This is a genomic window from Pseudomonas sp. GW821-FHT02C04, assembly GCF_059421845.1.
In genome coordinates, this window is the sequence record NZ_JBWKVT010000002.1 from 688,851 (window position 1) to 711,285 (window position 22,435).

22 protein-coding genes are annotated in these 22,435 nt (G+C 59.9%); 12 read left to right on the forward strand and 10 right to left on the reverse strand.

The annotated features are described in order from the left end of the window. Positions 1 to 43: 43 nt before the first annotated feature. Positions 44 to 880, forward strand: a complete 837-nt coding sequence (dinD, locus tag AC07VV_RS11295) for a DNA damage-inducible protein D (RefSeq protein WP_495036262.1) — start codon at positions 44 to 46, stop codon at positions 878 to 880. A 38-nt stretch (positions 881 to 918) separates the two neighbouring features. On the opposite strand, the gene AC07VV_RS11300 is transcribed toward dinD, so the two are convergent. Next, a complete protein-coding gene (locus tag AC07VV_RS11300; RefSeq protein WP_493065568.1) occupies positions 919 to 1,638 on the reverse strand; it encodes a response regulator transcription factor in 720 nt (239 codons plus the stop codon). Between the two features lie 166 nt (positions 1,639 to 1,804). On the opposite strand from AC07VV_RS11300, the gene AC07VV_RS11305 reads away from it, so the two are divergent. Further along, a complete protein-coding gene (locus tag AC07VV_RS11305) occupies positions 1,805 to 3,346 on the forward strand; it encodes a sensor histidine kinase (RefSeq protein ID WP_495036263.1) in 1,542 nt (513 codons plus the stop codon). Positions 3,347 to 3,504: 158 nt separating this feature from the next. Here AC07VV_RS11305 and AC07VV_RS11310 read toward each other — a convergent pair whose 3' ends face one another. The 4 genes from AC07VV_RS11310 to glyQ all read right to left on the reverse strand — a co-directional run bounded on the left by AC07VV_RS11310 (position 3,505) and on the right by glyQ (position 7,915). After that, positions 3,505 to 4,284, reverse strand: a complete 780-nt coding sequence (locus tag AC07VV_RS11310; RefSeq protein WP_273539397.1) for a lysophospholipid acyltransferase family protein — start codon at positions 4,282 to 4,284, stop codon at positions 3,505 to 3,507. Positions 4,285 to 4,366: 82 nt separating this feature from the next. After that, the gene (gmhB, locus tag AC07VV_RS11315; RefSeq protein ID WP_495036264.1) at positions 4,367 to 4,906 is read right to left on the reverse strand and encodes a D-glycero-beta-D-manno-heptose 1,7-bisphosphate 7-phosphatase; all 540 of its coding nucleotides are present in this window, start codon (positions 4,904 to 4,906) and stop codon (positions 4,367 to 4,369) included. A 4-nt stretch (positions 4,907 to 4,910) separates the two neighbouring features. After that, complete coding sequence (glyS, locus tag AC07VV_RS11320) at positions 4,911 to 6,965, reverse strand: glycine--tRNA ligase subunit beta (RefSeq protein ID WP_495036265.1); 2,055 nt, start codon at positions 6,963 to 6,965, stop codon at positions 4,911 to 4,913. Further along, positions 6,962 to 7,915 carry a glycine--tRNA ligase subunit alpha gene (gene glyQ, locus AC07VV_RS11325; RefSeq protein ID WP_003187265.1) on the reverse strand — a complete coding sequence of 318 codons (954 nt, stop codon included), beginning with the start codon at positions 7,913 to 7,915 and terminating at the stop codon, positions 6,962 to 6,964. The genes glyS and glyQ overlap by 4 nt, the downstream gene beginning before the upstream one ends. A gap of 81 nt (positions 7,916 to 7,996) precedes the next feature. Between glyQ and tag the strand changes: the two genes are divergently transcribed. Together tag and AC07VV_RS11335 are read left to right on the forward strand one after the other, a co-directional pair. After that, positions 7,997 to 8,554: a DNA-3-methyladenine glycosylase I gene (gene tag / locus AC07VV_RS11330; RefSeq protein WP_064592405.1), complete on the forward strand. Its 558-nt coding sequence runs from the start codon at positions 7,997 to 7,999 to the stop codon at positions 8,552 to 8,554. Between the two features lie 40 nt (positions 8,555 to 8,594). After that, positions 8,595 to 9,482: a lysophospholipid acyltransferase gene (locus tag AC07VV_RS11335; protein ID WP_085713088.1), complete on the forward strand. Its 888-nt coding sequence runs from the start codon at positions 8,595 to 8,597 to the stop codon at positions 9,480 to 9,482. A gap of 51 nt (positions 9,483 to 9,533) precedes the next feature. On the opposite strand, the gene AC07VV_RS11340 is transcribed toward AC07VV_RS11335, so the two are convergent. Genes AC07VV_RS11340 through def form a run of 5 tightly spaced genes read right to left on the reverse strand, consistent with a single transcriptional unit; the run spans position 9,534 to position 14,097 of the window. Beyond that, complete coding sequence (locus AC07VV_RS11340) at positions 9,534 to 9,848, reverse strand: tetratricopeptide repeat protein (RefSeq protein ID WP_495036266.1); 315 nt, start codon at positions 9,846 to 9,848, stop codon at positions 9,534 to 9,536. 20 nt (positions 9,849 to 9,868) lie between these two features. Further along, positions 9,869 to 11,245 (reverse strand): Trk system potassium transporter TrkA, encoded by a 1,377-nt coding sequence (gene trkA, locus AC07VV_RS11345; RefSeq protein WP_085713086.1) that lies wholly within the window; start codon positions 11,243 to 11,245, stop codon positions 9,869 to 9,871. Positions 11,246 to 11,267: 22 nt separating this feature from the next. Continuing rightward, the gene (rsmB, locus tag AC07VV_RS11350; RefSeq protein WP_495036267.1) at positions 11,268 to 12,578 is read right to left on the reverse strand and encodes a 16S rRNA (cytosine(967)-C(5))-methyltransferase RsmB; all 1,311 of its coding nucleotides are present in this window, start codon (positions 12,576 to 12,578) and stop codon (positions 11,268 to 11,270) included. Continuing rightward, the gene (gene fmt / locus AC07VV_RS11355; protein WP_273540099.1) at positions 12,575 to 13,534 is read right to left on the reverse strand and encodes a methionyl-tRNA formyltransferase; all 960 of its coding nucleotides are present in this window, start codon (positions 13,532 to 13,534) and stop codon (positions 12,575 to 12,577) included. Before fmt ends, rsmB begins: the two co-directional genes overlap by 4 nt. A gap of 56 nt (positions 13,535 to 13,590) precedes the next feature. Beyond that, positions 13,591 to 14,097 carry a peptide deformylase gene (gene def / locus AC07VV_RS11360; RefSeq protein ID WP_085733888.1) on the reverse strand — a complete coding sequence of 169 codons (507 nt, stop codon included), beginning with the start codon at positions 14,095 to 14,097 and terminating at the stop codon, positions 13,591 to 13,593. A 169-nt stretch (positions 14,098 to 14,266) separates the two neighbouring features. On the opposite strand from def, the gene AC07VV_RS11365 reads away from it, so the two are divergent. The 8 genes from AC07VV_RS11365 (at position 14,267) to AC07VV_RS11400 (ending at position 22,430) form a co-directional block, all read left to right on the forward strand. After that, positions 14,267 to 15,292, forward strand: coding sequence for a LysM peptidoglycan-binding domain-containing protein (locus tag AC07VV_RS11365; RefSeq protein ID WP_495036268.1), 1,026 nt, complete (start codon positions 14,267 to 14,269; stop codon positions 15,290 to 15,292). 79 nt (positions 15,293 to 15,371) lie between these two features. Next, entirely contained in the window at positions 15,372 to 16,472 is a 1,101-nt protein-coding gene (gene dprA / locus AC07VV_RS11370) for a DNA-processing protein DprA (protein ID WP_495036269.1), read from the forward strand. 54 nt (positions 16,473 to 16,526) lie between these two features. Next, the gene (gene tsaC / locus AC07VV_RS11375) at positions 16,527 to 17,084 is read left to right on the forward strand and encodes an L-threonylcarbamoyladenylate synthase type 1 TsaC (RefSeq protein ID WP_007954101.1); all 558 of its coding nucleotides are present in this window, start codon (positions 16,527 to 16,529) and stop codon (positions 17,082 to 17,084) included. 272 nt (positions 17,085 to 17,356) lie between these two features. Next, positions 17,357 to 18,028 (forward strand): GNAT family N-acetyltransferase, encoded by a 672-nt coding sequence (locus AC07VV_RS11380; protein WP_495036270.1) that lies wholly within the window; start codon positions 17,357 to 17,359, stop codon positions 18,026 to 18,028. Next, the gene (locus tag AC07VV_RS11385) at positions 18,006 to 18,740 is read left to right on the forward strand and encodes an iron-containing redox enzyme family protein (protein WP_495036271.1); all 735 of its coding nucleotides are present in this window, start codon (positions 18,006 to 18,008) and stop codon (positions 18,738 to 18,740) included. The genes AC07VV_RS11380 and AC07VV_RS11385 overlap by 23 nt, the downstream gene beginning before the upstream one ends. A 42-nt stretch (positions 18,741 to 18,782) precedes the next feature. After that, positions 18,783 to 19,877, forward strand: coding sequence for a DUF3419 family protein (locus tag AC07VV_RS11390; RefSeq protein WP_495036272.1), 1,095 nt, complete (start codon positions 18,783 to 18,785; stop codon positions 19,875 to 19,877). Next, a complete protein-coding gene (locus AC07VV_RS11395; protein WP_495036273.1) occupies positions 19,874 to 21,142 on the forward strand; it encodes an aminotransferase class I/II-fold pyridoxal phosphate-dependent enzyme in 1,269 nt (422 codons plus the stop codon). The genes AC07VV_RS11390 and AC07VV_RS11395 overlap by 4 nt, the downstream gene beginning before the upstream one ends. Then, entirely contained in the window at positions 21,132 to 22,430 is a 1,299-nt protein-coding gene (locus tag AC07VV_RS11400) for a phenylacetate--CoA ligase family protein (RefSeq protein ID WP_495036274.1), read from the forward strand. The genes AC07VV_RS11395 and AC07VV_RS11400 overlap by 11 nt, the downstream gene beginning before the upstream one ends. Positions 22,431 to 22,435: the final 5 nt, after the last annotated feature.

A 22,435-nucleotide genomic window follows, 5' to 3' on the forward strand; every position in this document is an offset into this window, starting at 1 on the left:
GGAGTTGCACTCAATACTTAACGGCCAGCTGGGAGATTCTGAGATGAATGAGCGGCACGAGTCATTTGAAGAGCTGAAAATGACGGATCACCAAGGTGCGGAATATTGGTCTGCACGACGCTTGGCCAAGCTGCTTGAGTACTCAGAATATCGGCATTTTCTACCGGTTCTGGCTCGAGCCAAAGAAGCTTGCCAAAACAGTGGTCAGGAAGTCGAAGACCATTTCGAGGATTCGCTCGGAATGGTTTCTATTGGTTCTGGTGCTCAAAGGGAGTTACAGGATGTAAAGCTTTCGCGCTATGCCTGCTATCTAGTGGTCCAGAACGGAGATCCCTCCAAGCCGGTAATCGCTGCAGGGCAAACGTACTTCGCCGTTCAAACTCGTCGCCAGGAATTAGCTAACGATGGTTCGTTCCAGCAGTTGCGTGAAGACCAGAAACGGATTTTGTTACGTAATGAGCTAAGAGAACACAATAAACAGCTCGTGGAGGTCGCGCAGCAAGCAGGTGTCGAGTCGGGTCTGGATTTCGCCATCTTCCAGAATCACGGTTATAAAGGTCTTTATGGTGGACTCGATCAGAAAGCGATCCACCAGCGCAAAGGTTTGAAGAAAACCCAGAAAATTCTTGATCACATGGGATCTACGGAGCTCGCCGCCAATCTATTCCGAGCAACACAAGCTGAAGATAAATTGGTTCGTGACAACGTTCATGGAAAAGGAAATGCCAACCAAGTGCACTTTGAGGTTGGCAGGAAAGTCAGGGAAACCATTGCTGAGCTGGGGGGCACCATGCCTGAGGACCTCCCAGTCCCGGAAAGCAGCATCAAACAAATTGAATCAGCAGCGAAGAAGCTTAGAGATCCATCTTCGGATGAATGATTTAAAAATGAGAAGGTAAGGATCCCGCGGCCTCCTACTTATGGGGAGACTGCCGCCACACTCTCCAACCGATACCCATACCCATAAATCGTCAGCAACTGCCAACCCCGATCCGCCGTCAGCCCCAGCTTGTTCCGCAGCCGATAGATATGAGTATCCAGTGGTCGCGATGAAGCCATTTCTTCGTGGGGCCAGAACCTTTCGTATAGATAGTCCCGTGACAGTGGCCGGCCGAGGTTACTGAACAGGCAATGCGCAAGCCGGTACTCGCGCTCGGTCATCATGATCGGCTTGCCTTCGCGGGTGACGGTCAGTTCGGCGTCGTCGAACACCAGATCGTTGAAGCGCAGAACGTTGGCTACTGATGGGCGCTGATGGCTGTGCCGGCGCAGTACGGCGGTGACCCGGGCCTTCAACTCATTCGGCCGAAATGGCTTGCTCACATAATCATCGGCTCCTGCATTCAACGCCTGGACGATATCGCTCTCGCCGTCACGGCTGGTGAGCATGATGGCGGCCGGTGGCGCTTCCATGTGCTCTCGGGTCCAGCGCAGCAGCGCCAGGCCGGTGAGGTCGGGCAGTTGCCAGTCGAGGATCAGCAGGTCGAAGGTTTCCCGGCGCAGCTGCCGCAGCAGGTCTTCTCCGCGTTCGAAACTGTGCAGCGACCAGGGCTGTTCGCCGGCCTCGGCCATTTGTTGCAGGGTCTGCTCGACCCGGCGCAGTTCGGCGGGTTCATCGTCCAGTATCGCAACGCGCATACGCGGGATTCCTTGTCGCTTGGGTAATGGGTGGTCGACACCGGCGGTTCGACCAAAGCAGTGAAAGTAAGCGGCACGCCGTGGGGCGAGCCGCTATGATTCTTCGGGTCTACGTCCTCAGACCTGTCGCCTATGAAACCATTCAACCCGCCCTGCCCTGTTTTCCATGATTAACCGACGCCGCCACGAAAGCCGTGTGCAAAGTCAGGTTCAACGCCTGTTTCGGCAACTGGTGCGCGAGTGGGTGTGGATAAGTCTAGTGCTGTTGCCGCTGACTGCATTGTTGTCGTGGCGTGCGCAGGTCAATCTGCATGATCCGGCGCCAGTCGCCGGCGCGATGGTGTCGGTCGCTCTGGTGGCTTGCGTGCTCGGGTTGCTGTTGTGGCGACCGCGTCTGGCGATCTGGGTGACGCTCGGCGGGATTGCCTGCGTGCTGCTGACCAGTGCCGGCCTGGCTGAAGTGCGGCGTTGGTGGTCGCCGACGCCTGCGGCGCTGGGCATGCTGTTCGGCTATCTGATCTGGAACTGGCGGCGCCTGAGTGTGGTGCTCACTTACTTCGGCTGGGAGCTGTCGCGGCTGGACAGTGAACCGAAGGTGTTTCCCGAACGGCGTCGGGCGCAGTTCCCCAGCGCCGACCGTTTGCAGGGGCAGATCATGGCCCTTGAACAAGCCATGAGCCGCACCCGCGATACTCGCCGTTTCATCGCCGATGGGTTGGAGTATCTGCCGGTGGCAACGCTGATCAGTGATCCTCGAGGGCAGGTCTTGTTGGGCAATCGCAAGGCCCGGAGCCTGTTTGATCATAATCTGGTGGGCGAAGACGTCCTCGATCAACTGGCAAGCCTGGGTTATCCGGAGTTGTCCACAGAGCCACGCCCACCTCTGTCTGATCTGCCCCTGCTGGAATTCCGCGATCACAAGGAACGTAGCCTGCGCCTGGAACGCGCCGCATTGTTGCCGGTGGACGGTGACACGCCGATCGGCTGGTTGCTGAGCCTGACCGACCTGAGTGCCGAGCGCGCCGCCGAAGAACAGCGCGGCGTTTTGCTGCGCTTTCTGTCCCATGACCTGCGAGCGCCACATTCAGCGATCCTCGCCCTGCTCGACGTCCACCGGCATCAGGCCGGGACGGATTCACCGCTGTTCGAGCAGATCGAACGCCAGGTGCGTCGGGCGCTGGAACTGACCGATGGTTTCGTTTTACTGGCCCGGGCCGAATCCGAGGCGTATCAGTTCCAGCCGAGTCTGTTTGCGATGCTGGTGATGGACGTCCTGGACCAGGCACTGCCTATCGCCCAGCAAAAGCGTATCGAACTGCTGAACGATATGGATGAACAATCCCAGGAACGCCTGGTGCTGGCGGATCAGGGCCTGCTGACCCGGGCGCTGTTCAATCTGCTGGAAAACGCGATCAAGTACAGTCCGGTCGGGTCCACGGTCAGGTTGTGTGTTCGATGCCACGATGACTGGCTGCATTGTGAACTGACCGATCAGGGCAAAGGCATCGGGGCTGAAGACCTGCCCGACCTGTTCAGCCAGTACCGTCGTTTTTCTTCGGCTCAAGGCATCGATGGCGTGGGATTGGGGCTGTCGATGGTCAAGGCCGTGGTGGATCACCATGGTGGGCGGATCGAATGCATCAGCGTCATCGATCAGGGCACCACATTCCGTCTTGAGCTGCCGCTGATCGCTGAAGAGCAGGCATAAAAAAACCGGCTATATCAGCCGGTTTTCTTACTTCCGAAAAAAACTTATGCACCTTTTACGGTGATTTATCAGCTTCAGAAATATATAAATAAATCAGTCACTTAATCTTTGATTTCGACGCTTTTCCAACAATCCGTACACAGGTTATCCACAAAATTTCAGACAACCACCTGATCATTGGCAGCAGGTGCCTGCGGAGCCGGTGGCAGCGAACCCATTTCCCGCTGCGCCTGCTCGTTCCACGCTTGCACGCGGTCGTTCAGATCGGCGATGGCACGTGGGCCAGTGCCTTCGGCGTACATCGGCTGACCGATAACCACAGTGATCACACCCGGTTTTTTACCCCAACCGATTTTCGGCCAGAACTTGCCGGCATTGTGCGCAATCGGCAATACCGGAAGCGCCGCATTCACGGCCAATGCGCTGCCACTGCGGGAGAACTTGCCGATGGTGCCGTGGGGAACGCGAGTGCCTTCAGGGAAGATCAGCACCCAGACATTGTCCTTGAGCAGCTCATCACCCTTTGCCGCGACTTGCTTGAGCGCAGCTTTCGGGTTGTCGCGATCAATGGCGATCGGCCGCAGCATGGCCATGGCCCAGCCGAAGAACGGCACGTACAGCAATTCGCGCTTGAGCACCTGGCTCAAGGGCGAGAAATAGGCGGAGAGAAAGAACGTCTCCCAGGTGCTCTGGTGGTTCGACTGAATCACGCAGGGCCGGTCAGGCACGTTTTCCGCGCCTTTGACTTCGTAGCGGATACCGAGGAACACCTTGGTCAACCACAAGGCGCAACGGCACCAGTACACGTTGATAAAGCGATAGCGCGCCTTGAACGGCAGAAAGGGCGCGATAAAAAAGCTCAGGCTGCACCACAGCAGGGACGTGGTGCCCAGCAGCAGGTAAAAGAGGAAGATTCTGATGGCCTGCAGTATCGACATGGCGACGTTTACCGTTACGGGCGATGCCCGACTGTTCAAGCGCACTCCCGATCAATCCCTGGTCAGGAACTTCAGAAGTACTCTAGTTGTGGATAAGTTCTGCGGCAATCGCCGCCAGATCGTCAAAAATCAGGGTGCCGACCGGCAAGGTCTTGGCCTGAGTCTTTTCGCCTTTCCCGGTCTTTACCAAAACGGGCTGTGAATCGACGGCTTTGGCAGCCTCCAGGTCACCAAGGCTGTCGCCGACGAACCAGACATTCGTCAGTGCGACATCGTAATGCTGCGCAATGGTTTTCAGCATGCCGGGTTTCGGCTTGCGGCAATCGCAACCCTCGTCCGGCCCATGCGGGCAATACACGATCAACCCGACTTCACCGCCCTGCTCCGCCACCAGCGTGCGCAGGCGCGCGTGCATGGCATCGAGGGTAGCGAGATCGTAGTAGCCGCGAGCAATGCCCGACTGGTTGGTGGCGACCGCCACCGTCCAGCCGGCCTTGCTCAACTGCGCAATCGCTTCGATCGAGCCGGGCAGCGGAATCCACTCCTCCACCGACTTGATGTAAGCGTCGGAGTCGTAATTGATCACTCCGTCCCGATCGAGAATCAGCAGTTTCAACAGCAATCCCTCAACCCAGCAGCGAAATGTCGGCAACACCCAGGAACAGGCCACGCAGACGCGCCAGCAGCGCGTAACGGTTGGCCCGCACATTGGCGTCTTCGGCATTGACCATCACCGCGTCGAAGAACGCGTCTACTGGTTCGCGCAGTGCAGCCAGGCGTGCCAGCGATTCGTTGTACTGACGCGCCGCGGCCATTGGCTGTACAGCCTGGTCCGCTTGCTGGATCGCCGAGTACAGCGAAAACTCGTTGGCGTTGTCGAAGTACTTGGCCTGAACGTCGGTCGGCACGGAGCCTTCTACCTTGCTCAGCAGGTTCGACACACGCTTGTTCACCGCCGCCAGCGCCGCCGCTTCCGGCAGTTTGCGGAAGGCCTGAACCGCTTGCACACGCTGGTCGAAGTCCAGCGCCGAACCCGGCTTCAGGGCACGTACCGACAGGTAGGTGGCGACATCCACGCCTTCGTCTTCGTAACGCGCACGCAGACGGTCGAAGATGAATTCCAGCACCGCGTCGTTCAGGCCGGCAGCCTTGACCTTGGCACCGAACGCATTCACGGCGAAAGCCACGGCGTCGTTCAGGTCCAGATCCAGTTGTTTCTCGATCAGGATCCGCAGCACACCCAGTGCCGCACGGCGCAGGGCATACGGGTCTTTGCTGCCGGTCGGCAGCATGCCGATGCCGAAGATGCCGACCAGGGTGTCGAGCTTGTCGGCGATGGCCACGGCCGCACCGGTCAGGGTGGCAGGCAGTTCAGCGCCGGCGCCGCGTGGCATGTACTGCTCGTTCAGTGCCAGAGCGACGTCTTCCGGCTCGCCGTCATTGAGGGCGTAGTAGTAGCCGGCGACACCTTGCATCTCCGGGAACTCGCCGACCATTTCGGTGGCCAGGTCGCACTTGGACAGCAAACCTGCACGGGCAGCCCACGAAGCGTTGCCGCCGATGCGTGCGGCGATGTACGCGGCCAGTTTCGAAACGCGCTCGGCCTTGTCGTAGACGCTGCCGAGTTTTTCCTGGAACACCACGTTCTGCAGGCGATCGTTGAACGCTTCGAGCTTCTGCTTCTTGTCCTGCTTGAAGAAGAACTCGGCGTCGGTCAGACGTGGGCGAACCACCTTCTCGTTACCGGCGACGATCTGCTGCGGGTCTTTGGATTCGATGTTGGCCACAGTGATGAAACGTGGCAGCAACTTGCCGTCGGCATCCAGCAGGCAGAAGTACTTCTGGTTGTCCTGCATGGTGGTGATCAGCGCTTCCTGCGGCACGTCGAGGAAACGTTCCTCGAACGAGCACACCAGCGGCACTGGCCATTCGACCAGCGCAGTCACTTCGTCGAGCAGCGCCGGCGGCACGATCGCGGTGCCTTCCTGACGGGTCGCCAGCTCTTCGGTGCGCTTGCTGATGATCTCGCGACGCTCGTTGGCGTCGGCCAGCACGTAAGCGGCGCGCAGGTCGGCCAGGTAGCTCGACGGCGAACCGATGCGCACGTTTTCCGGGTGGTGGAAACGGTGGCCACGGGATTCACGGCCAGCCTTCTGCGCGAGGATCGTGCAGTCGATGACCTGGTCGCCGAGCAGCATCACCAGCCACTGGGTCGGACGTACGAACTCTTCCTTGCGTGCACCCCAACGCATGCGTTTCGGGATCGGCAGGTCGTTCAGCGAGTCTTCGACGATGGTCGGCAGCAGGCTCGAAGTCGGCTTGCCGGCGATGTTCTGGCTGTAGCGCAGTTTCGGACCGCTCTGGTCGATTTCGCTCAGCTCGACGCCGCACTTCTTGGCGAAGCCCAGTGCCGCTTGAGTCGGATTGCCGTCGGCATCGAATGCAGCCTGACGTGGCGGGCCGTCGAGGTTGATGCTGCGATCCGGTTGCTGGGTGGCCAGCGCGGTGATCAGCACAGCCAGACGACGCGGCGCGGCGTAGACAGTTTTGGTCTCGTAGCTCAGGCCGGCGGCTTGCAGGCCCTTGTCGATACCGGCCAGGAACGCTTCGGCCAAGGTGTTCAGGGCTTTGGGTGGCAGTTCTTCGGTGCCCAGTTCAACCAGAAAATCTTGAGCACTCATTGTGCAGCCTCCAGCTTGGCCAGTACTTCGTCACGCAGGTCCGGGGTTGCCATCGGGAAGCCCAGCTTGGCGCGGGCCAGCAGGTAGGCTTGGGCGACGGAACGCGCCAGGGTGCGCACGCGCAGAATGTATTGCTGACGCGCAGTCACCGAGATCGCCCGGCGCGCATCCAGCAGGTTGAAGGTGTGCGAGGCCTTCAGGACCATTTCATAGCTTGGCAACGGCAGCGGCTGGTCGAGTTCGATCAGGCGCTTGGCTTCGCTTTCATAGAAGTCGAACAGTTCGAACAGCTTGTCGACGTTGGCGTGTTCGAAGTTGTAGGTGGATTGCTCCACTTCGTTCTGGTGGAACACGTCGCCGTAGGTCACTTTGCCGAACGGACCGTCAGCCCAGACCAGGTCGTAGACCGAGTCCACGCCTTGCAGGTACATGGCCAGACGCTCGAGACCGTAGGTGATCTCGCCGGTCACCGGGTAGCACTCGATGCCGCCCGCCTGCTGGAAGTAAGTGAACTGGGTCACTTCCATGCCGTTCAGCCAGACTTCCCAGCCCAGACCCCAGGCGCCGAGGGTCGGCGATTCCCAGTTGTCTTCGACGAAGCGGATGTCGTGGACCAGTGGGTCCAGGCCGACATGCTTGAGGGAGCCCAGGTACAGTTCCTGGAAGTTGTCCGGGTTCGGCTTCAGGACTACCTGGAACTGGTAGTAGTGCTGCAGACGGTTCGGGTTTTCGCCGTAACGGCCGTCAGTCGGACGGCGGCTTGGCTGTACGTAAGCGGCGTTCCAGGTTTCCGGGCCGATGGCACGCAGGAATGTCGCGGTGTGGAAAGTGCCGGCGCCTACTTCCATATCGTAGGGCTGAAGTACCACACAACCTTGCTCGGCCCAGTATTGCTGGAGCGCGAGGATCAAGTCTTGGAAGGTACGCACGGCTGGCGTAGGCTGGCTCACGAAATTCACCTGTTTCTTGGGCTGCGATTTAAAGAGCGGGAGTATACCCGATTCAGTCGCACCTCCACCCCCTGGAGCCTTATGCCACGCTGCTTTTGGTGCAACGAAGATCCGCTGTACATGGCTTACCACGATCAGGAGTGGGGTACGCCGCTACGCGATGCGCAGGGTTTGTTCGAGTTGCTTTTGCTCGAAGGGTTCCAGGCCGGGCTTTCGTGGATCACCGTGCTGCGCAAACGCGAGCGGTATCGCGAGGTGTTGTTCGGCTTCGACGTACAGCGCGTGGCGCAGATGAGCGACGCTGAAATCGATGAATTGATGCTCGATCCGGGGATCATCCGCAACCGCCTCAAGCTCAATGCCGCCCGGCGCAATGCCCAGGCGTGGCTGGCGCTGGAGGATCCGGTGGCCTTCCTCTGGTCGTTTGTGGATAACCGGCCGGTGATCAATCATTTCAAGGATCGCAGCGAAGTCCCGGCCATCACCCCGCAAGCCGTGGCCATGAGCAAAGGCCTGAAAAAGGCCGGTTTCACCTTCGTCGGTCCGACCATCTGCTATGCGCTGATGCAGGCCTCGGGCATGGTCATGGATCACACGCAGGACTGCGACCGCTACGCGCAGCTCGTCAACGGCGGTTAGAATGGCCGCCTCGCGCACAGCACAAGATCAGGAGTGACCTGTGGAAAAGTTTAAAGGCGCCATGCTGGTTGGCGCTCTGCGGCTGTTTGCCCTGCTACCGTGGCGGGCCGTGCAGGCCGTGGGTTCGGCGATCGGCTGGATCATGTGGAAAACCCCCAACCGCTCCCGCGATGTGGTGCGGATCAACCTGGCCAAATGTTTTCCACAGATGGACCCGGCTGAACGTGAGCGTCTGGTCGGGCAGAGTCTGAAAGACATCGGCAAGTCCCTGACTGAAAGCGCCTGCGCCTGGATCTGGCCGGCCCAGCGTTCCATCGACCTGGTGCGCGAAGTCGAGGGCCTCGACATCCTCAAGGACGCATTGGCGTCCGGCAAAGGCGTGGTCGGCATCACCAGCCACCTGGGCAACTGGGAAGTGCTCAACCACTTCTATTGCAGCCAGTGCAAACCGATCATTTTCTACCGTCCGCCGAAGCTCAAGGCTGTGGATGAATTGCTGCGCAAGCAGCGGGTGCAACTGGGCAACCGCGTGGCGGCGTCGACCAAGGAAGGCATCCTCAGTGTCATCAAGGAAGTGCGCAAGGGCGGTCAGGTGGGGATTCCTGCGGACCCGGAACCGGCCGAATCCGCCGGGATCTTCGTGCCGTTCTTCGCCACCCAGGCCCTGACCAGCAAGTTCGTGCCGAACATGCTCGCCGGTGGCAAAGCCGTCGGGGTGTTCCTGCATGCGCTGCGTTTGCCGGACGGTTCCGGCTACAAGGTAATCCTGGAAGCGGCGCCGGAAGCGATGTACAGCACCGACACCGAAACCTCCTGCGCAGCGATGAGTCAGGTGGTCGAGCGTTATGTGGCGGCTTATCCGAGCCAGTACATGTGGAGCATGAAGCGCTTCAAGAAGCGTCCGCCGGGTGAGGCGCGCTGGTACTGATCGGCGATGTGCAATTGTGGATAACCTGACCAAACGGGTTATCCACAGCCGTCACGGCTTCTGACGTTCAAGCTTCTTCAAAAACACCGTCATTTCCTTCTCCGCCTGCTTGTCTCCATGGGCCCGGGCCGCTTCCAGCCCCTGTTCCCACGCCTGCCGCGCAGCCGCCAGATCACCCAGCGCCAGTTGCGCCTTGCCCAACAGTTTCCACGCTGCCGAGTATTTCGGATCGAACCCGACGCAACGCTGGAAATGCTCGGCCGCCTTCGCGTTCTCCCCCAGATCCAGATAGCCCTTGCCCAAACCGAAGCGCAGTAAAGAGTTATCCACACCCTTGGCGAGCATTTTTTCCAGGGATTCGAGCATCGGTCTCGCCTCTTGGTCGGTCAGAAGAAACTCAGTCCCACGTGGAACAGCTTCTCCACATCGCGAATGTGTTTTTTATCCACAAGGAACAGAATCACGTGGTCACCCGCGGCGATCACCGTGTCGTCGTGGGCGATGATCACTTCTTCATCGCGGATAATCGCGCCAATGGTGGTGCCTGGCGGCAGGGCGATGTTTTCGATGGCCTTGCCGATGACCTTGCTCGACTTCGAATCACCATGGGCCACCGCTTCGATGGCTTCCGCCGCGCCCCGGCGCAATGAGTGCACGCTGACGATATCGCCACGCCGCACGTGGGCCAGCAAGGTGCCAATGGTCGCCAGTTGCGGGCTGATGGCGATGTCGATGTCACCGCCCTGGATCAGGTCGACGTAGGCCGGGTTGTTGATGATTGTCATCACCTTCTTCGCGCCCAGACGCTTGGCCAGCAGCGAGGACATGATGTTGGCTTCGTCATCGTTGGTCAGCGCGAGGAAGATGTCCGCGTCGGCGATGTTCTCTTCCAGCAGCAAGTCGCGATCTGAAGCGCTGCCCTGCAACACCACGGTGCTGTCGAGGGTATCGGAGAGATAACGGCAGCGCGCCGGGTTCATCTCGATGATCTTCACCTGATAACGGCTTTCGATGGCCTCGGCCAGCCGCTCGCCGATCTGCCCGCCGCCGGCGATGACGATGCGCTTGTAGGTTTCGTCGAGGCGGCGCATTTCGCTCATCACGGCGCGAATGTTCTCACGGGCGGCGATGAAGAAGACTTCGTCGTCGGCCTCGATCACCGTGTCGCCCTGAGGAAGAATCGGTCGGTCACGGCGGAAAATCGCCGCCACTCGCGTTTCCACATTCGGCATGTGTTCGCGCAACTGGCGCAGTTGCTGACCCACCAGCGGCCCGCCGTAATAGGCGCGCACCGCCACCAGTTGTGCCTGGCCTTCGGCGAAGTCGATTACCTGCAAGGCGCCGGGATGCTGGATCAGGCGCTTGATGTAGTTGGTGACCACTTGCTCGGGGCTGATCAGCACGTCGACCGGGATCGCTTCGTTCTGGAACAGTTGCTCCTCGCGGGTCAGGTACGACGCCTCGCGTACCCGGGCGATCTTGGTCGGGGTGTGGAACAGGGTATGGGCAACCTGGCAGGCGACCATGTTGGTTTCGTCGCTGTTGGTCACCGCCACCAGCATGTCGGCGTCGTCGGCACCAGCCTGACGCAGCACGGTCGGTAGCGAACCACGGCCCTGCACGGTGCGGATATCGAGACGGTCGCCGAGGTCGCGCAGACGGTCGCCATCGGTGTCGACCACGGTGATGTCGTTGGCTTCGCTCGCCAGATGTTCAGCCAGCGAACCGCCGACCTGCCCTGCACCGAGGATGATGATTTTCAACCCGTCACTCCATTGAATCCGTTTAGCCGCGTGCGGCAGCGATCTTGATCAGCTTGGCGTAGTAGAACCCGTCATGCCCGCCCTGCTGGGCCAGCAATTGGCGACCATGGGGCTGCTTGATCCCGGCGGCGGTGGCCAGATCCAGCTCCCGGGCACCTGGTGTGCGCTCAAGGAATGCGCCGATGACTTCGGTGTTCTCGGTCGGCAAGGTCGAGCAGGTGGCGTACAGCAGGATGCCGCCCACTTCGAGGGTTTTCCACATCGCGTCGAGCAACTCGCCTTGCAGTTGTGCGAGGGCGGCGATGTCGTCGGCCTGACGGGTCAGCTTGATGTCCGGATGGCGGCGGATCACCCCGGTGGCCGAGCACGGCGCGTCGAGCAGGATGCGCTGGAACGGTTTGCCGTCCCACCACGCTGCCGTGTCGCGACCGTCGGCGGCGATCAGTTCGGCGTTCAGGCCGAGGCGTTCGAGGTTTTCCTTCACCCGCACCAGACGCTTGGCTTCCAGGTCCACCGCCACCACGCCGGCCAGTGCCGGTTCGGCTTCGAGGATGTGGCAGGTCTTGCCGCCCGGCGCGCAGCAGGCGTCCAGCACTCGCTGACCCGGCGCGAGGTCGAGCAGGTCGGCGGCCAGTTGCGCGGCTTCGTCCTGCACGCTGATCCAGCCTTCAGCGAAACCCGGCAGGCTGCGCACATCGGCGGCAGCGTCGAGGATGATGCCGTCGCGGCTGAAGGTGCACGGCTGCGCGGCGATGCCCGCTTCAGTCAGCAGACCGAGGTAGGCGTCACGGCTGTGATGACGGCGGTTGACCCGCAGGATCATCGGCGGATGCGCGTTGTTGGCTTCGCAGATGGCTTCCCACTGTTCAGGCCAGAAGGCCTTCAGGGATTTTTGCAGCCAGCGCGGGTGGGCGGTGCGCACTACCGGATCGCGCTCCAGTTCGGCGAAGATCGCCTCATGTTCGCGTTGGGCGTTGCGCAGTACGGCGTTGAGCAGACCTTTGGCCCACGGCTTTTTCAGCTTGTCGGCGCAACCGACGGTTTCGCCGATGGCGGCGTGCGGCGGGACTCGGGTGTAGAGCAACTGATAGAGACCGACCAGCAACAGCGCCTCGACATCGGCGTCCGCCGCCTTGAACGGCTTCTGCAGCAGTTTCTCCGCCAGCGCCGACAAACGTGGCTGCCAGCGGGCGGTGCCGAACGCCAGATCCTGAGTGAAACCGCGATCGCGATCCTCGACCTTGTCCAGTTGCGTCGGCAGGGAGCTGTTGAGCGAAGCCTTGCCGCTCAGGACGGCGGCGAGTGCCTTGGCGGCGGCCAGACGCGGGTTCATTGCGCGTCCACCGCTGCGCCAAGCACCGTGCCGGTGGCGAATTTTTCACGACGGCTGTTGAACAGATCGCTGAAGTTCAGCGCCTTGCCGCCGGGCAATTGCAGGCGGGTCAGGCACAGCGCCTGTTCGCCACAGGCGACGAGCAGGCCGTCCTTGCTGGCGCCGAGGATGGTGCCCGGTGCGCCCTTACCTTCGGCCAGCGTCGCCGCCAGCACTTTCAGGGCTTCGCCGTTGAGCGTGCTGTGGGTGATCGGCCATGGATTGAAGGCGCGAACCAGACGTTCCAGCTCGATAGCCGGACGGCTCCAGTCGATGCGTGCTTCGTCCTTGTTCAGTTTGTGCGCGTAGGTGGCGAGTTCATCGTTCTGCACTTCGCCTTCCAGGGTGCCAGCGGCCAGACCGGCAATTGCCTGCACCACGGCAGGCGGGCCCATTTCGGCAAGGCGATCGTGGAGGCTGCCGCCGGTGTCTTCGGCGCTGATCGGGGTCACGACTTTAAGCAGCATCGGCCCGGTATCGAGGCCCGCTTCCATGCGCATCACGGTCACGCCGCTTTCGGCGTCGCCTGCTTCGACGGCGCGCTGGATCGGCGCCGCACCGCGCCAGCGTGGCAGCAGGGAGGCATGGCTGTTGATGCAGCCCAGGCGCGGAATATCCAGCACCACTTGCGGCAGGATCAGGCCGTAGGCGACCACCACCATCAAGTCAGGCTTGAGCGCTGCGAGCTCGGCCTGAGCGTCAGCGTTGCGCAGAGTTGGCGGCTGCAACACCTGGATATTGTTTTCCAGGGCGAGCTGTTTGACCGGGCTCGGCATCAGCTTTTGCCCACGACCGGCCGGACGATCCGGTTGGGTGTAGACCGCAACGATCTCGTAAGGGCTGTCCAGCAGGGCCTTGAGGTGTTCGGCGGCGAATTCCGGGGTGCCGGCAAAAACGATGCGCAGTGGCTCAGTCATGGGGGAGTCTCATAAAAAGAAAAAGGCTTGCCGCAGCAAGCCTTTGGAGAGGGGCATCAAGCGTTCTGGCGGTGCTGCTTTTCCAGTTTCTTCTTGATCCGGTCGCGTTTGAGCGTGGACAGGTAATCGACGAACAACTTGCCGTTGAGGTGGTCGCATTCGTGCTGGATGCACACGGCGAGCAGGCCTTCGGCGATCAGTTCGTAAGGCTGGCCGTCACGATCAAGCGCCTTGATCTTGACCTTTTGCGGGCGGTCGACGTTTTCGTAGAAGCCCGGCACCGAGAGGCAGCCTTCCTGGTATTGCTCCATTTCGTCGGTCAGCGATTCGAACTCGGGGTTGATGAACACCCGGGGTTCGGTGCGGTCTTCGGAAAGGTCCATCACGACGATACGTTTGTGCACGTTGACCTGGGTCGCGGCAAGGCCGATGCCCGGCGCTTCATACATTGTTTCAAACATGTCATCGACCAGTTGACGCACTTCGTCGTCCACTACAGCCACAGGTTTGGCGATAGTGCGCAGACGCGGGTCCGGAAATTCGAGGATGTTCAAAATGGCCATAAGCTTGATTGCTGCACGTGTGAGGTAAAGTCGGGCGATGGCCTGGCGGGTCCGAAGATGCAGGCTACCGTTGTGAAACGTAGCTCCTTGCTTTTCAGCATAGAGCAGGGAGCGAGCCACGGGGGCTCTGGCGTTTCACGCGAACGCACATAATAAAGGGATTCACCGCATGAGGAAATCACTACTCGCCCTGCTGTTTCTGGCCTCGGCCGGCGCCGCGCACGGGCAAGTGCAACTCAAGGAAGGTTTTCCACAGCAATACACGGTGGTTTCGGGGGATACGCTCTGGGACATCTCCGGTAAATATTTGCGCGAACCCTGGCAGTGGCCGCAGCTGTGGCGGGCCAATCCGCAGATCGAAAACCCCAACCTGATCTATCCGGGCGACACGCTGACCCTCAGTTACGTCAACGGCCAGCCACGCCTGACCCTCAATCGCGGGGCGTCGCGCGGCACCATCAAGCTGTCGCCACGGATTCGCAGCAGCCCGGTGGCCGAAGCGATTCCGAGCATTCCGCTGAAATCCATCAACAGCTTTCTGCTAAGCAACCGCATCGTCGACAAGGTCGAGGACTTCGACAAGGCGCCGTACATCGTTGCCGGTGATGCCGAGCGCGTGCTCAGCGGCACTGGCGACCGGATCTTCGCCCGAGGCCATTTCGATCCGAACCAGCCGGTCTACGGCATCTTCCGCCAAGGCAAGGTCTACACCGATCCGCAGAGCAAGGAGTTTCTGGGGATCAACGCCGACGACATCGGCGGCGGTGAGATCGTCGCCACCGAAGGCGACGTCGCCACCCTCGCCCTGCAACGCACGACCCAGGAAGTGCGCCTCGGCGACCGTTTGTTCAGCGGCGAAGAGCGTTCCATCAATTCGACCTTCATGCCCAGCGCTCCCACCACCGACATCAACGGCCTGATCATTGATGTGCCGCGCGGTGTGACGCAGATCGGCGCGATGGACGTGGTGACACTGAACAAGGGCAAACGCGACGGTCTGGCCGAGGGCAACGTGCTGGTGGTGATGAAAACCGGGGAAACCGTGCGCGACCGGATCACTGGCCAGCCGTTGAAGATTCCCGATGAACGCGCCGGATTGCTGATGGTGTTCCGCACCTACGACAAACTCAGTTACGGCCTTGTACTCAACGCATCGCGCTCGCTGGCGGTGCTGGACAAGGTGCGAAATCCTTAGCTGGCTTCACAAGTTACCAACAGACTTATCCACAGCTTGTTCCGAAAGGTTCGGGGCTTATAACGATCAAGGATGATCCATGATGATGCCTGTCTGTACGCCGGTTTCCCCTGCGGAACTGGAAGCGCGTATGCGCCTGCACCGTTTGCCGGAAATCGGCCCGAAACGTTTTGCCCGGTTGCTCGAAGCGTTCGGCTCCGCCTCCAAGGCCATCAGTGCGCCGGCCAGTGCCTGGCGTTCGCTGGGCTTGCCGGTGGCGAGCGCCGAAGCTCGTCGTTGTCCTGAAGTGCGTGACGGCGCGAGCCGCGCATTGGCCTGGCTAGAGCGCCCGGGCCAGCATTTGCTGATGCTCGACCAGCCGGACTACCCGGCATTGCTGGCGCAGATTGCCGATCCCCCACCGCTGCTGTTTGTTGCCGGTGACCCGCTGATCCTGGAAAAACCGCAGCTGGCGATGGTCGGCAGTCGCCGCGCCTCACGTCCGGGCATGGACACCGCCACGGCGTTTGCCCGCAGCCTGGCCGGAGCCGGTTTCGTCATCACCAGTGGTCTGGCGTTGGGCATCGATGCCGCCGTGCATCAAGCCGCGCTCGACGTTGGCGGGCAAACCGTCGGTGTGCTGGGCACCGGCCTGGAAAAATTTTATCCACAGCGCAATCGGCGAGTGGCGGACACGATGATTGCCTCTGGCAGTGCGGTGATTTCGGAGTTTCCACTGGACGCCGGGCCGACGGCGAGCAACTTCCCCAGGCGCAACCGGATCATCAGCGGTTTGTCCCTCGGCGTACTGGTGGTCGAGGCCAGTGTGGCCAGTGGTTCGTTGATCACCGCGCGACTGGCGGCGGAACAGGGGCGCGAGGTGTACGCGATTCCGGGCTCGATCCACCACCCCGGCGCGCGCGGTTGCCATCAACTGATCCGCGATGGCGCGGTGCTGGTGGAAACCATCGAGCACATCCTTGAGGCCCTGCGTGGCTGGCAGCACTTGCCGGTATCCACCACTGCACCGGCTACGGACAATCCGTTATTGCGCCTGCTGCATGCCGCGCCGCACACAAGCGAGGGCCTGGCCGACAGCAGTGGCTGGGCGTTGCCCAAAGTCTTGGCTGCGTTGACCGAACTGGAGATGGATGGCCGCGCGGTGTGCGAAAACGGCCGCTGGTTTGCGCGGGTAAGCTAGGTTTTACATTGAAGATCGGTAAACTGCGCGAAACCTGTTTGCGGAGAGTTTTTCATGGTCAACAGTTGGCGTGTGCAACAAGCCGCACGAGAGATTCGCGCCGGGGCGGTGATTGCCTATCCAACCGAAGCCGTCTGGGGGCTGGGGTGCGATCCGTGGAATGAAGAAGCGGTGGATCGCCTGTTGGCGATCAAGAACCGTTCGGTGGACAAGGGGTTGATCCTGGTCGCCGACAACATTCGTCAGTTCGATTTCCTGTTCGAGGATTTCCCCCAGGACTGGATCGATCGCATGGCCAGTACCTGGCCAGGGCCGAACACTTGGCTGGTGCCGCATCAGAACCTGTTGCCGGAATGGGTGACCGGGGTGCATGACACCGTGGCTCTGCGGGTCAGTGATCATCCGCAGGTGCGGGACTTGTGCTCGCTGGTGGGACCGTTGATTTCGACCTCGGCGAATCCGCAGGGGCGTCCGGCGGCGAAGAGTCGCTTGCGGGTCGAGCAGTATTTCCGTGGTCAGGTCGATCTGGTACTCGGCGGAGCGCTTGGCGGTCGCAAGAACCCGAGTCTGATTCGGGATCTGGCCACCGGCAATATTGTGCGTCCGGCCTGATATCACCCTTGTTTAATTCTTTGAGTACTCCTCGGCTTCCATAGCGAGGAGTACTACGCATGCCTGCGATTTTTCCTTCATGTAACTGAAAATACAACCCGGTTTTTCGGCTTAAATTTTTCCTTTCTATGTCAGATGAATCGGTAAGTATTCATTTGTTGTAATTTTTCCGACGTAATTCTCAGAAGTCGCGCAGTGGCGATTTTTCTAAAAACATTCATTATTTCAATGCGCTCAGAAAACTTCGACAAGTTAACGGCTGCGGAGAAGAAATGGATATCAGGGATTTGCAATTAACGGACTGTCTGCAGGCACTACAGGCGACCTTGAAAAGTCGTTATGAAAGTTATCGTATCGTTACTCTTGAAGCAGGATCAGATACGCGAGAGTTTGAACAGTTTGTTGCTCGCCATTTTCGACTGCGATTGCAGCACTACATGTTGACACCCAAAGCCAGGTTGTTTGAGACACGACTGGCTATTACCTCGCGCAGCACCCACTTTTTGCTTTATCTGCACGATAAACCCATGGCGGTATTGAGAGTGACCCCGTCGCCGTTCGAATGGGCATCTCTGGCGCAGCAGCATGTTTCTCCTACCGTGGCACTGTCGCGCCATGTCGAGTTCAGCCGCCTGATCAGCCACTCGCTAAATCAATTCCCGATGTCGGTCAACGGCCTGCTGGCGGCCGCCACCGAATGGGCGATCAAGCACGGTTATGAAGGCGTTACCGCCCTCTGCCGATCACCGCAACGGCGATTCTTCCAGCGCTTCGGCCTGACACCGATCACTACCGACGCTCTACACATCGAACATCGCAAACGCGGTGATTACTGGCTGCTGTCAGCTCAATGGCAGCAGATTTTCGCCGCGCTTGAACAACCCACCCACCTGCTCGCCAACCCATTGGAGAAACACGTTGATGAATGCGCCCCTCAGTTTTAACCAACATTTGAGCTTGCTCGATGAGCGAATCGAAAAAACATGGGCCGATATTCTGGAGAATTCGCGGCTGGTAAAAGCCATTCGCGAGGGCTGTGTTTCCAGAGCGTTATATGCGATCTACATGATCGAAACCTTTCACTACACGGCACACAATGCGCGAAATCAGGGATTGGTGGGTGTTCGACATGCGGATAATCCGGTGTATGCAAAGTTCTGTTTTGAACATGCAGCGCAGGAAGTCGGTCATGAAAAAATGGCATTGCACGATGTCATGAGCCTTGGTCTGAAGAATGAAGTGTTCGATATTCCACCTGCACTTCCAGAGACTGAAGTGTTGATTGCCTATTTGTACTGGATTTCCTTTACCGGTAATCCACTACAGCGGCTGGGTTATAGTTATTGGGCAGAAAATGCCTACCAGTTCATCACCCCGCTTATTGACAGTCTGAGTGAAACGCTGGAGCTGAAATCCTCTCAGTTGACATTCTTCGTTGCACATTCCGATATCGATATCGAGCACTTCAACGAAATCAAACTCATGCTGCAGCGCACCTGCAAGCGTCAGGAAGACTGGGATGCCATTGCCACGGTGATGGAAACCAGTCTGCGCCTGACCGGGAACATGCTTGAGGCCGTTTATGAGCAGTACGAGGCCTGGCAAAACGGGCTGGCGCCCCGCTATGACTTCCTCCACGCCTTGGGCAAGCAATGAAGACCTCACGCCCATGTTCATATCAGGTGGCTGGAGGCAGACATGGCTGACTATTTCGACCAGCTCAACTACACGCTGGGGGATGAGGACACAGCGCTTGAGTACGCGATCCTGCCCAGGCATGCCAGACACGTGCTGGGGATTGCCGGATGCGGCGGGCGCCTGTTGCCGCTGCTGGCCGCGACCCCGTCACGCATGACCTGTACCGATATCAGTGCACCGCAACTGGCGTTCACCCGGTTGCGCCTGGCGCTGCTGGAACAGACCGATCACGAGTCGTTCATGGAATTCATGGGCTATCGGATGGAAAGTCTGAGGGCACGGCGCCGATCCATTTTTCAGCAATTGATTTTGCCGCCCGCGGATCGTCGCTGGTTGTCCGGGTTGTTCCAGTCCCGGCACTGGGAAGCGCCGATCTACATGGGCGCATTCGAGCAGACCCTGAAGCGGTTGGCGAAGATCACCGGGCTGTTTACCGGCAAAGCGGGCCGGGGCATTTTTCAGTACGGCTGCCTTGAAGAACAAACGGAATACTACCGAAAGCGCTTTCCACTCACGCGCTGGAAGGCCGTGATCGCTTTGCTGGGCAACGCAGCAGTACTCAATTCGCTGCTGTACAAAGGCTCGTTTCCACCCAACAACCTCGGTATCAGTTCCCGCGCGGCCTATCTGGAAATTTTCCAAAGGCTGTTCACCTCTCACGTGGTCCGCGAGAGCTTTTTCCTGCAAATGCTGTTTTTCGGTGAGCTGCGCTATCCGCAAGGCTTCCCGCTGGAGTGCAATCCGGAGGTTTTCCAGCGTGCCCGTGAGGGGCTTCAGCAATGCGAGTTACGCGTGGTGCAGGCTGACATCCTCGACTGTGTTGCAGGGGAGACCGCGATCGATTTCGTGTCGCTGTCGGATGTGCCTTCCTTCATGCCTGAAACGGCCGGTACCCATGTTCTGCAACGACTGGCCCCGGCGCTCTCGGACGACGCGCGGGTGGTCATACGCGGCCATTTGCATGTGGTTCAACCCGATTGTGCGGGCTTCTGCGATATCACCCATCAGTATCAGACAGAGATCGCACGAGAAAAAACCCAGCTCTGGCGTGTGCAGGTCTATCGCCGGACAGCCGCCTTGCAGGTATCCCGATGAGCACCTTTCAACCGACCGTCAATTGGGTCAAAAACCGTGTCCGGCAATCTCGTGACGATCAGCAGCAGTTATTCGATGCCGGGTTGAACGGTCTGAAGCTGGTCAAGCGAGAAGGCAAAGAGATCGAACTCGACAGCGGCGAACGGCTGACCGAATTTCTCTCATGCTCTTATCTGGGGCTGGAATGTGATCCACGCTTGATTCACGGTGCCGTGAGCACCGCTGTAGCCTTCGGCGTGCAATTCGCTGCCGCGCGAACCCGAGTCCTGTTGCCTCCCATGCGTGAGCTGGATGAACTACTGAACCGGATATTTCAGGGGTATACGGTCACCTTCAACTCGGTGGGCAGTGCGCATCTCGGCTGCCTGCCACTGCTAGGCTCCGGTGAGATGCCCTCCTACCCCATGCGTCGCAGCCCCTGCTGGATTGTCGACCGCGCGGCGCATGCCTCGATGCAGGTGCTGCAAGGCATTCTCTGGCAGTTCGGCCCGGTACAGCGCTGCGATTGCAGCGATGTGGCGCAAGTGGAAGAAGCGTGTTCGACGGCAGTCGCAGCGGGTAACACGCCCGTCATCCTGACCGACAGCATTGGCTCGATGCGTGGTCTGTATCCGGTCAACCGCCTGCTGCAACTGGCGGAGCGTTTCGAGGGGTATCTCTATGCGGATGACGCTCACGGTACCTCGATCCATGGCGTGGCCGGGGGTGGATACGCGCTGGTCGCGGCGGATGAACGACAGCGCGGCCGGCTGATCCTCCTGTCGTCGCTGTCCAAGGCGTTCGGTGCAACCGGTGGCGCGATCACTGTGCGCACGGCGGCCGATGCCGAGCTGATACGCAGCCACGCCTCGACTTATACGTTTGGCGGGCCACTTTCCATGGCTGGAGTGGGCGCGGCAGTCGCCTCCGGGAAAATCCACCTGTCGCCGGAACTGGGTCAATTGCAGGCTGGCCTGTGGCGAAATATCGCCGTGATCGACGGTCTGCTTGGGCCGGTGCTGGGCAATCATCAGGTCGAGTCCCCCATTCGTTTTGTCCGCGTCGGGGCCGAGAGAGACGCGATCTGTCTGGCGCAGCATTTGCGCCGGCAGGGCATGGCGGTTACTACTGCGCTGTTTCCGGTGGTGGCCAAGGGTGAGGCGATTCTGCGCCTGGCCATCAGCGCGAGCCACAGTCAGCTCCAGCTGGAAACTCTGGCGAACGCCGTCCGTAGCGGATTCGATGAGCTGGGCATTCGTCAGGGAGGTCGGGGCAATGAGCAATGAACACATAACGGATGTATCGGCCGCGGCCCTCGCACAAAAATTGGCTCACGCGCGCTCATTGCCATGGTTTCGTGCGCTGTACCCCCGGATCATGGAGGTGCAGACATTGGCTGATCTGCATCGACTGCCGGTTCTGGCAGTGGAAGACGAGTCTGGCGGCGTGCTGTTTTCCGCGCTGGGTGAAGCCTCGCACCGAACGCCCGGTGGCGGGCTGACCCTGACCTCGGGAGGCAGCACCGGCAATCGCAAACAGATCACCCACTCCTGGGCGTTCAACGCTGCAATAGTGCACCTTGGGGCACGGATGTTCGGTGAGACGGACGAGCGCCCAGAGGTGGTCATCAACGGCCTGACGGCCGGGGAAATGCAGGGTGCGTTTCAATACGCGACAGCCCTCGTCCAGCACATTGGTGCACGTTTGTTGCCCGCAGGCTCACAGATGGGGGTTCAGCGCATTGCCGAGCTGATTCAATCGCAAGCGGTCGATGCCCTGATATGCACCCCCTCCTTTGCCGCAGCGCTGTTCAATCATGAGAACGTCGGCCCTGAGCAGTTGGGCAGCCTGAAGTGGCTTTACTACATCGGGGAACCCTGCGGTAAAACATTGCGCGACCAATTGGCCCGGGATTGGCCGAAGCTGAAAATTCGCTCGTTAGGCTACAGCTCGACGGAAACGGGCCCCATCGGCTTTCAGTGTGCATACCTTGAGCACGGTTTTTATCATCTGCATGCCGACGCCATGCTGCTCGAAGTGGTTGATCCTTTGACCCTGCAAGCTGTCGCTGAAGAGCAAACCGGTGAATTCCTGCTGACGCCCCTGCTGCCCGATCATGCGCCGCTGTTTCGCTACAGGATCGGGGATCGTGGGCGAATCCTGCGTACGGTCACGAAATGTGCGTGTGGCAGTTCCATGCCGGTCCTGGCGCTCGAGGGGCGGGTCGAAACATCGATCAAACTGGGTGGCGCGATCATCACTCAGCGGCAGGTAATGCACGCACTCCGACAGCTCTTGCCTGATCTGAACCCTGCAGATGTCCAGGTGCAGATTGATCGACAGCCACGTGGTGCACGCCTACGTCTGGCTATCGCTGAGGACAGACTGTCAGCCGTCACGCAAACCTTCATCGAAGGTGCGTTGCAGGTCGAAGGCCAGGCAAGTGCACTGCTCAGGCTGCCCGGCGTGTTGGGGCTGGAGGTGAAGCGTCTTGCCCGTCAGGCGTTTGAAACGACCCTGACCGGCAAGACACCGTTTTTTGCAGAGTTGCCGCAGGCTCCGAGCACGTCATGAAGATT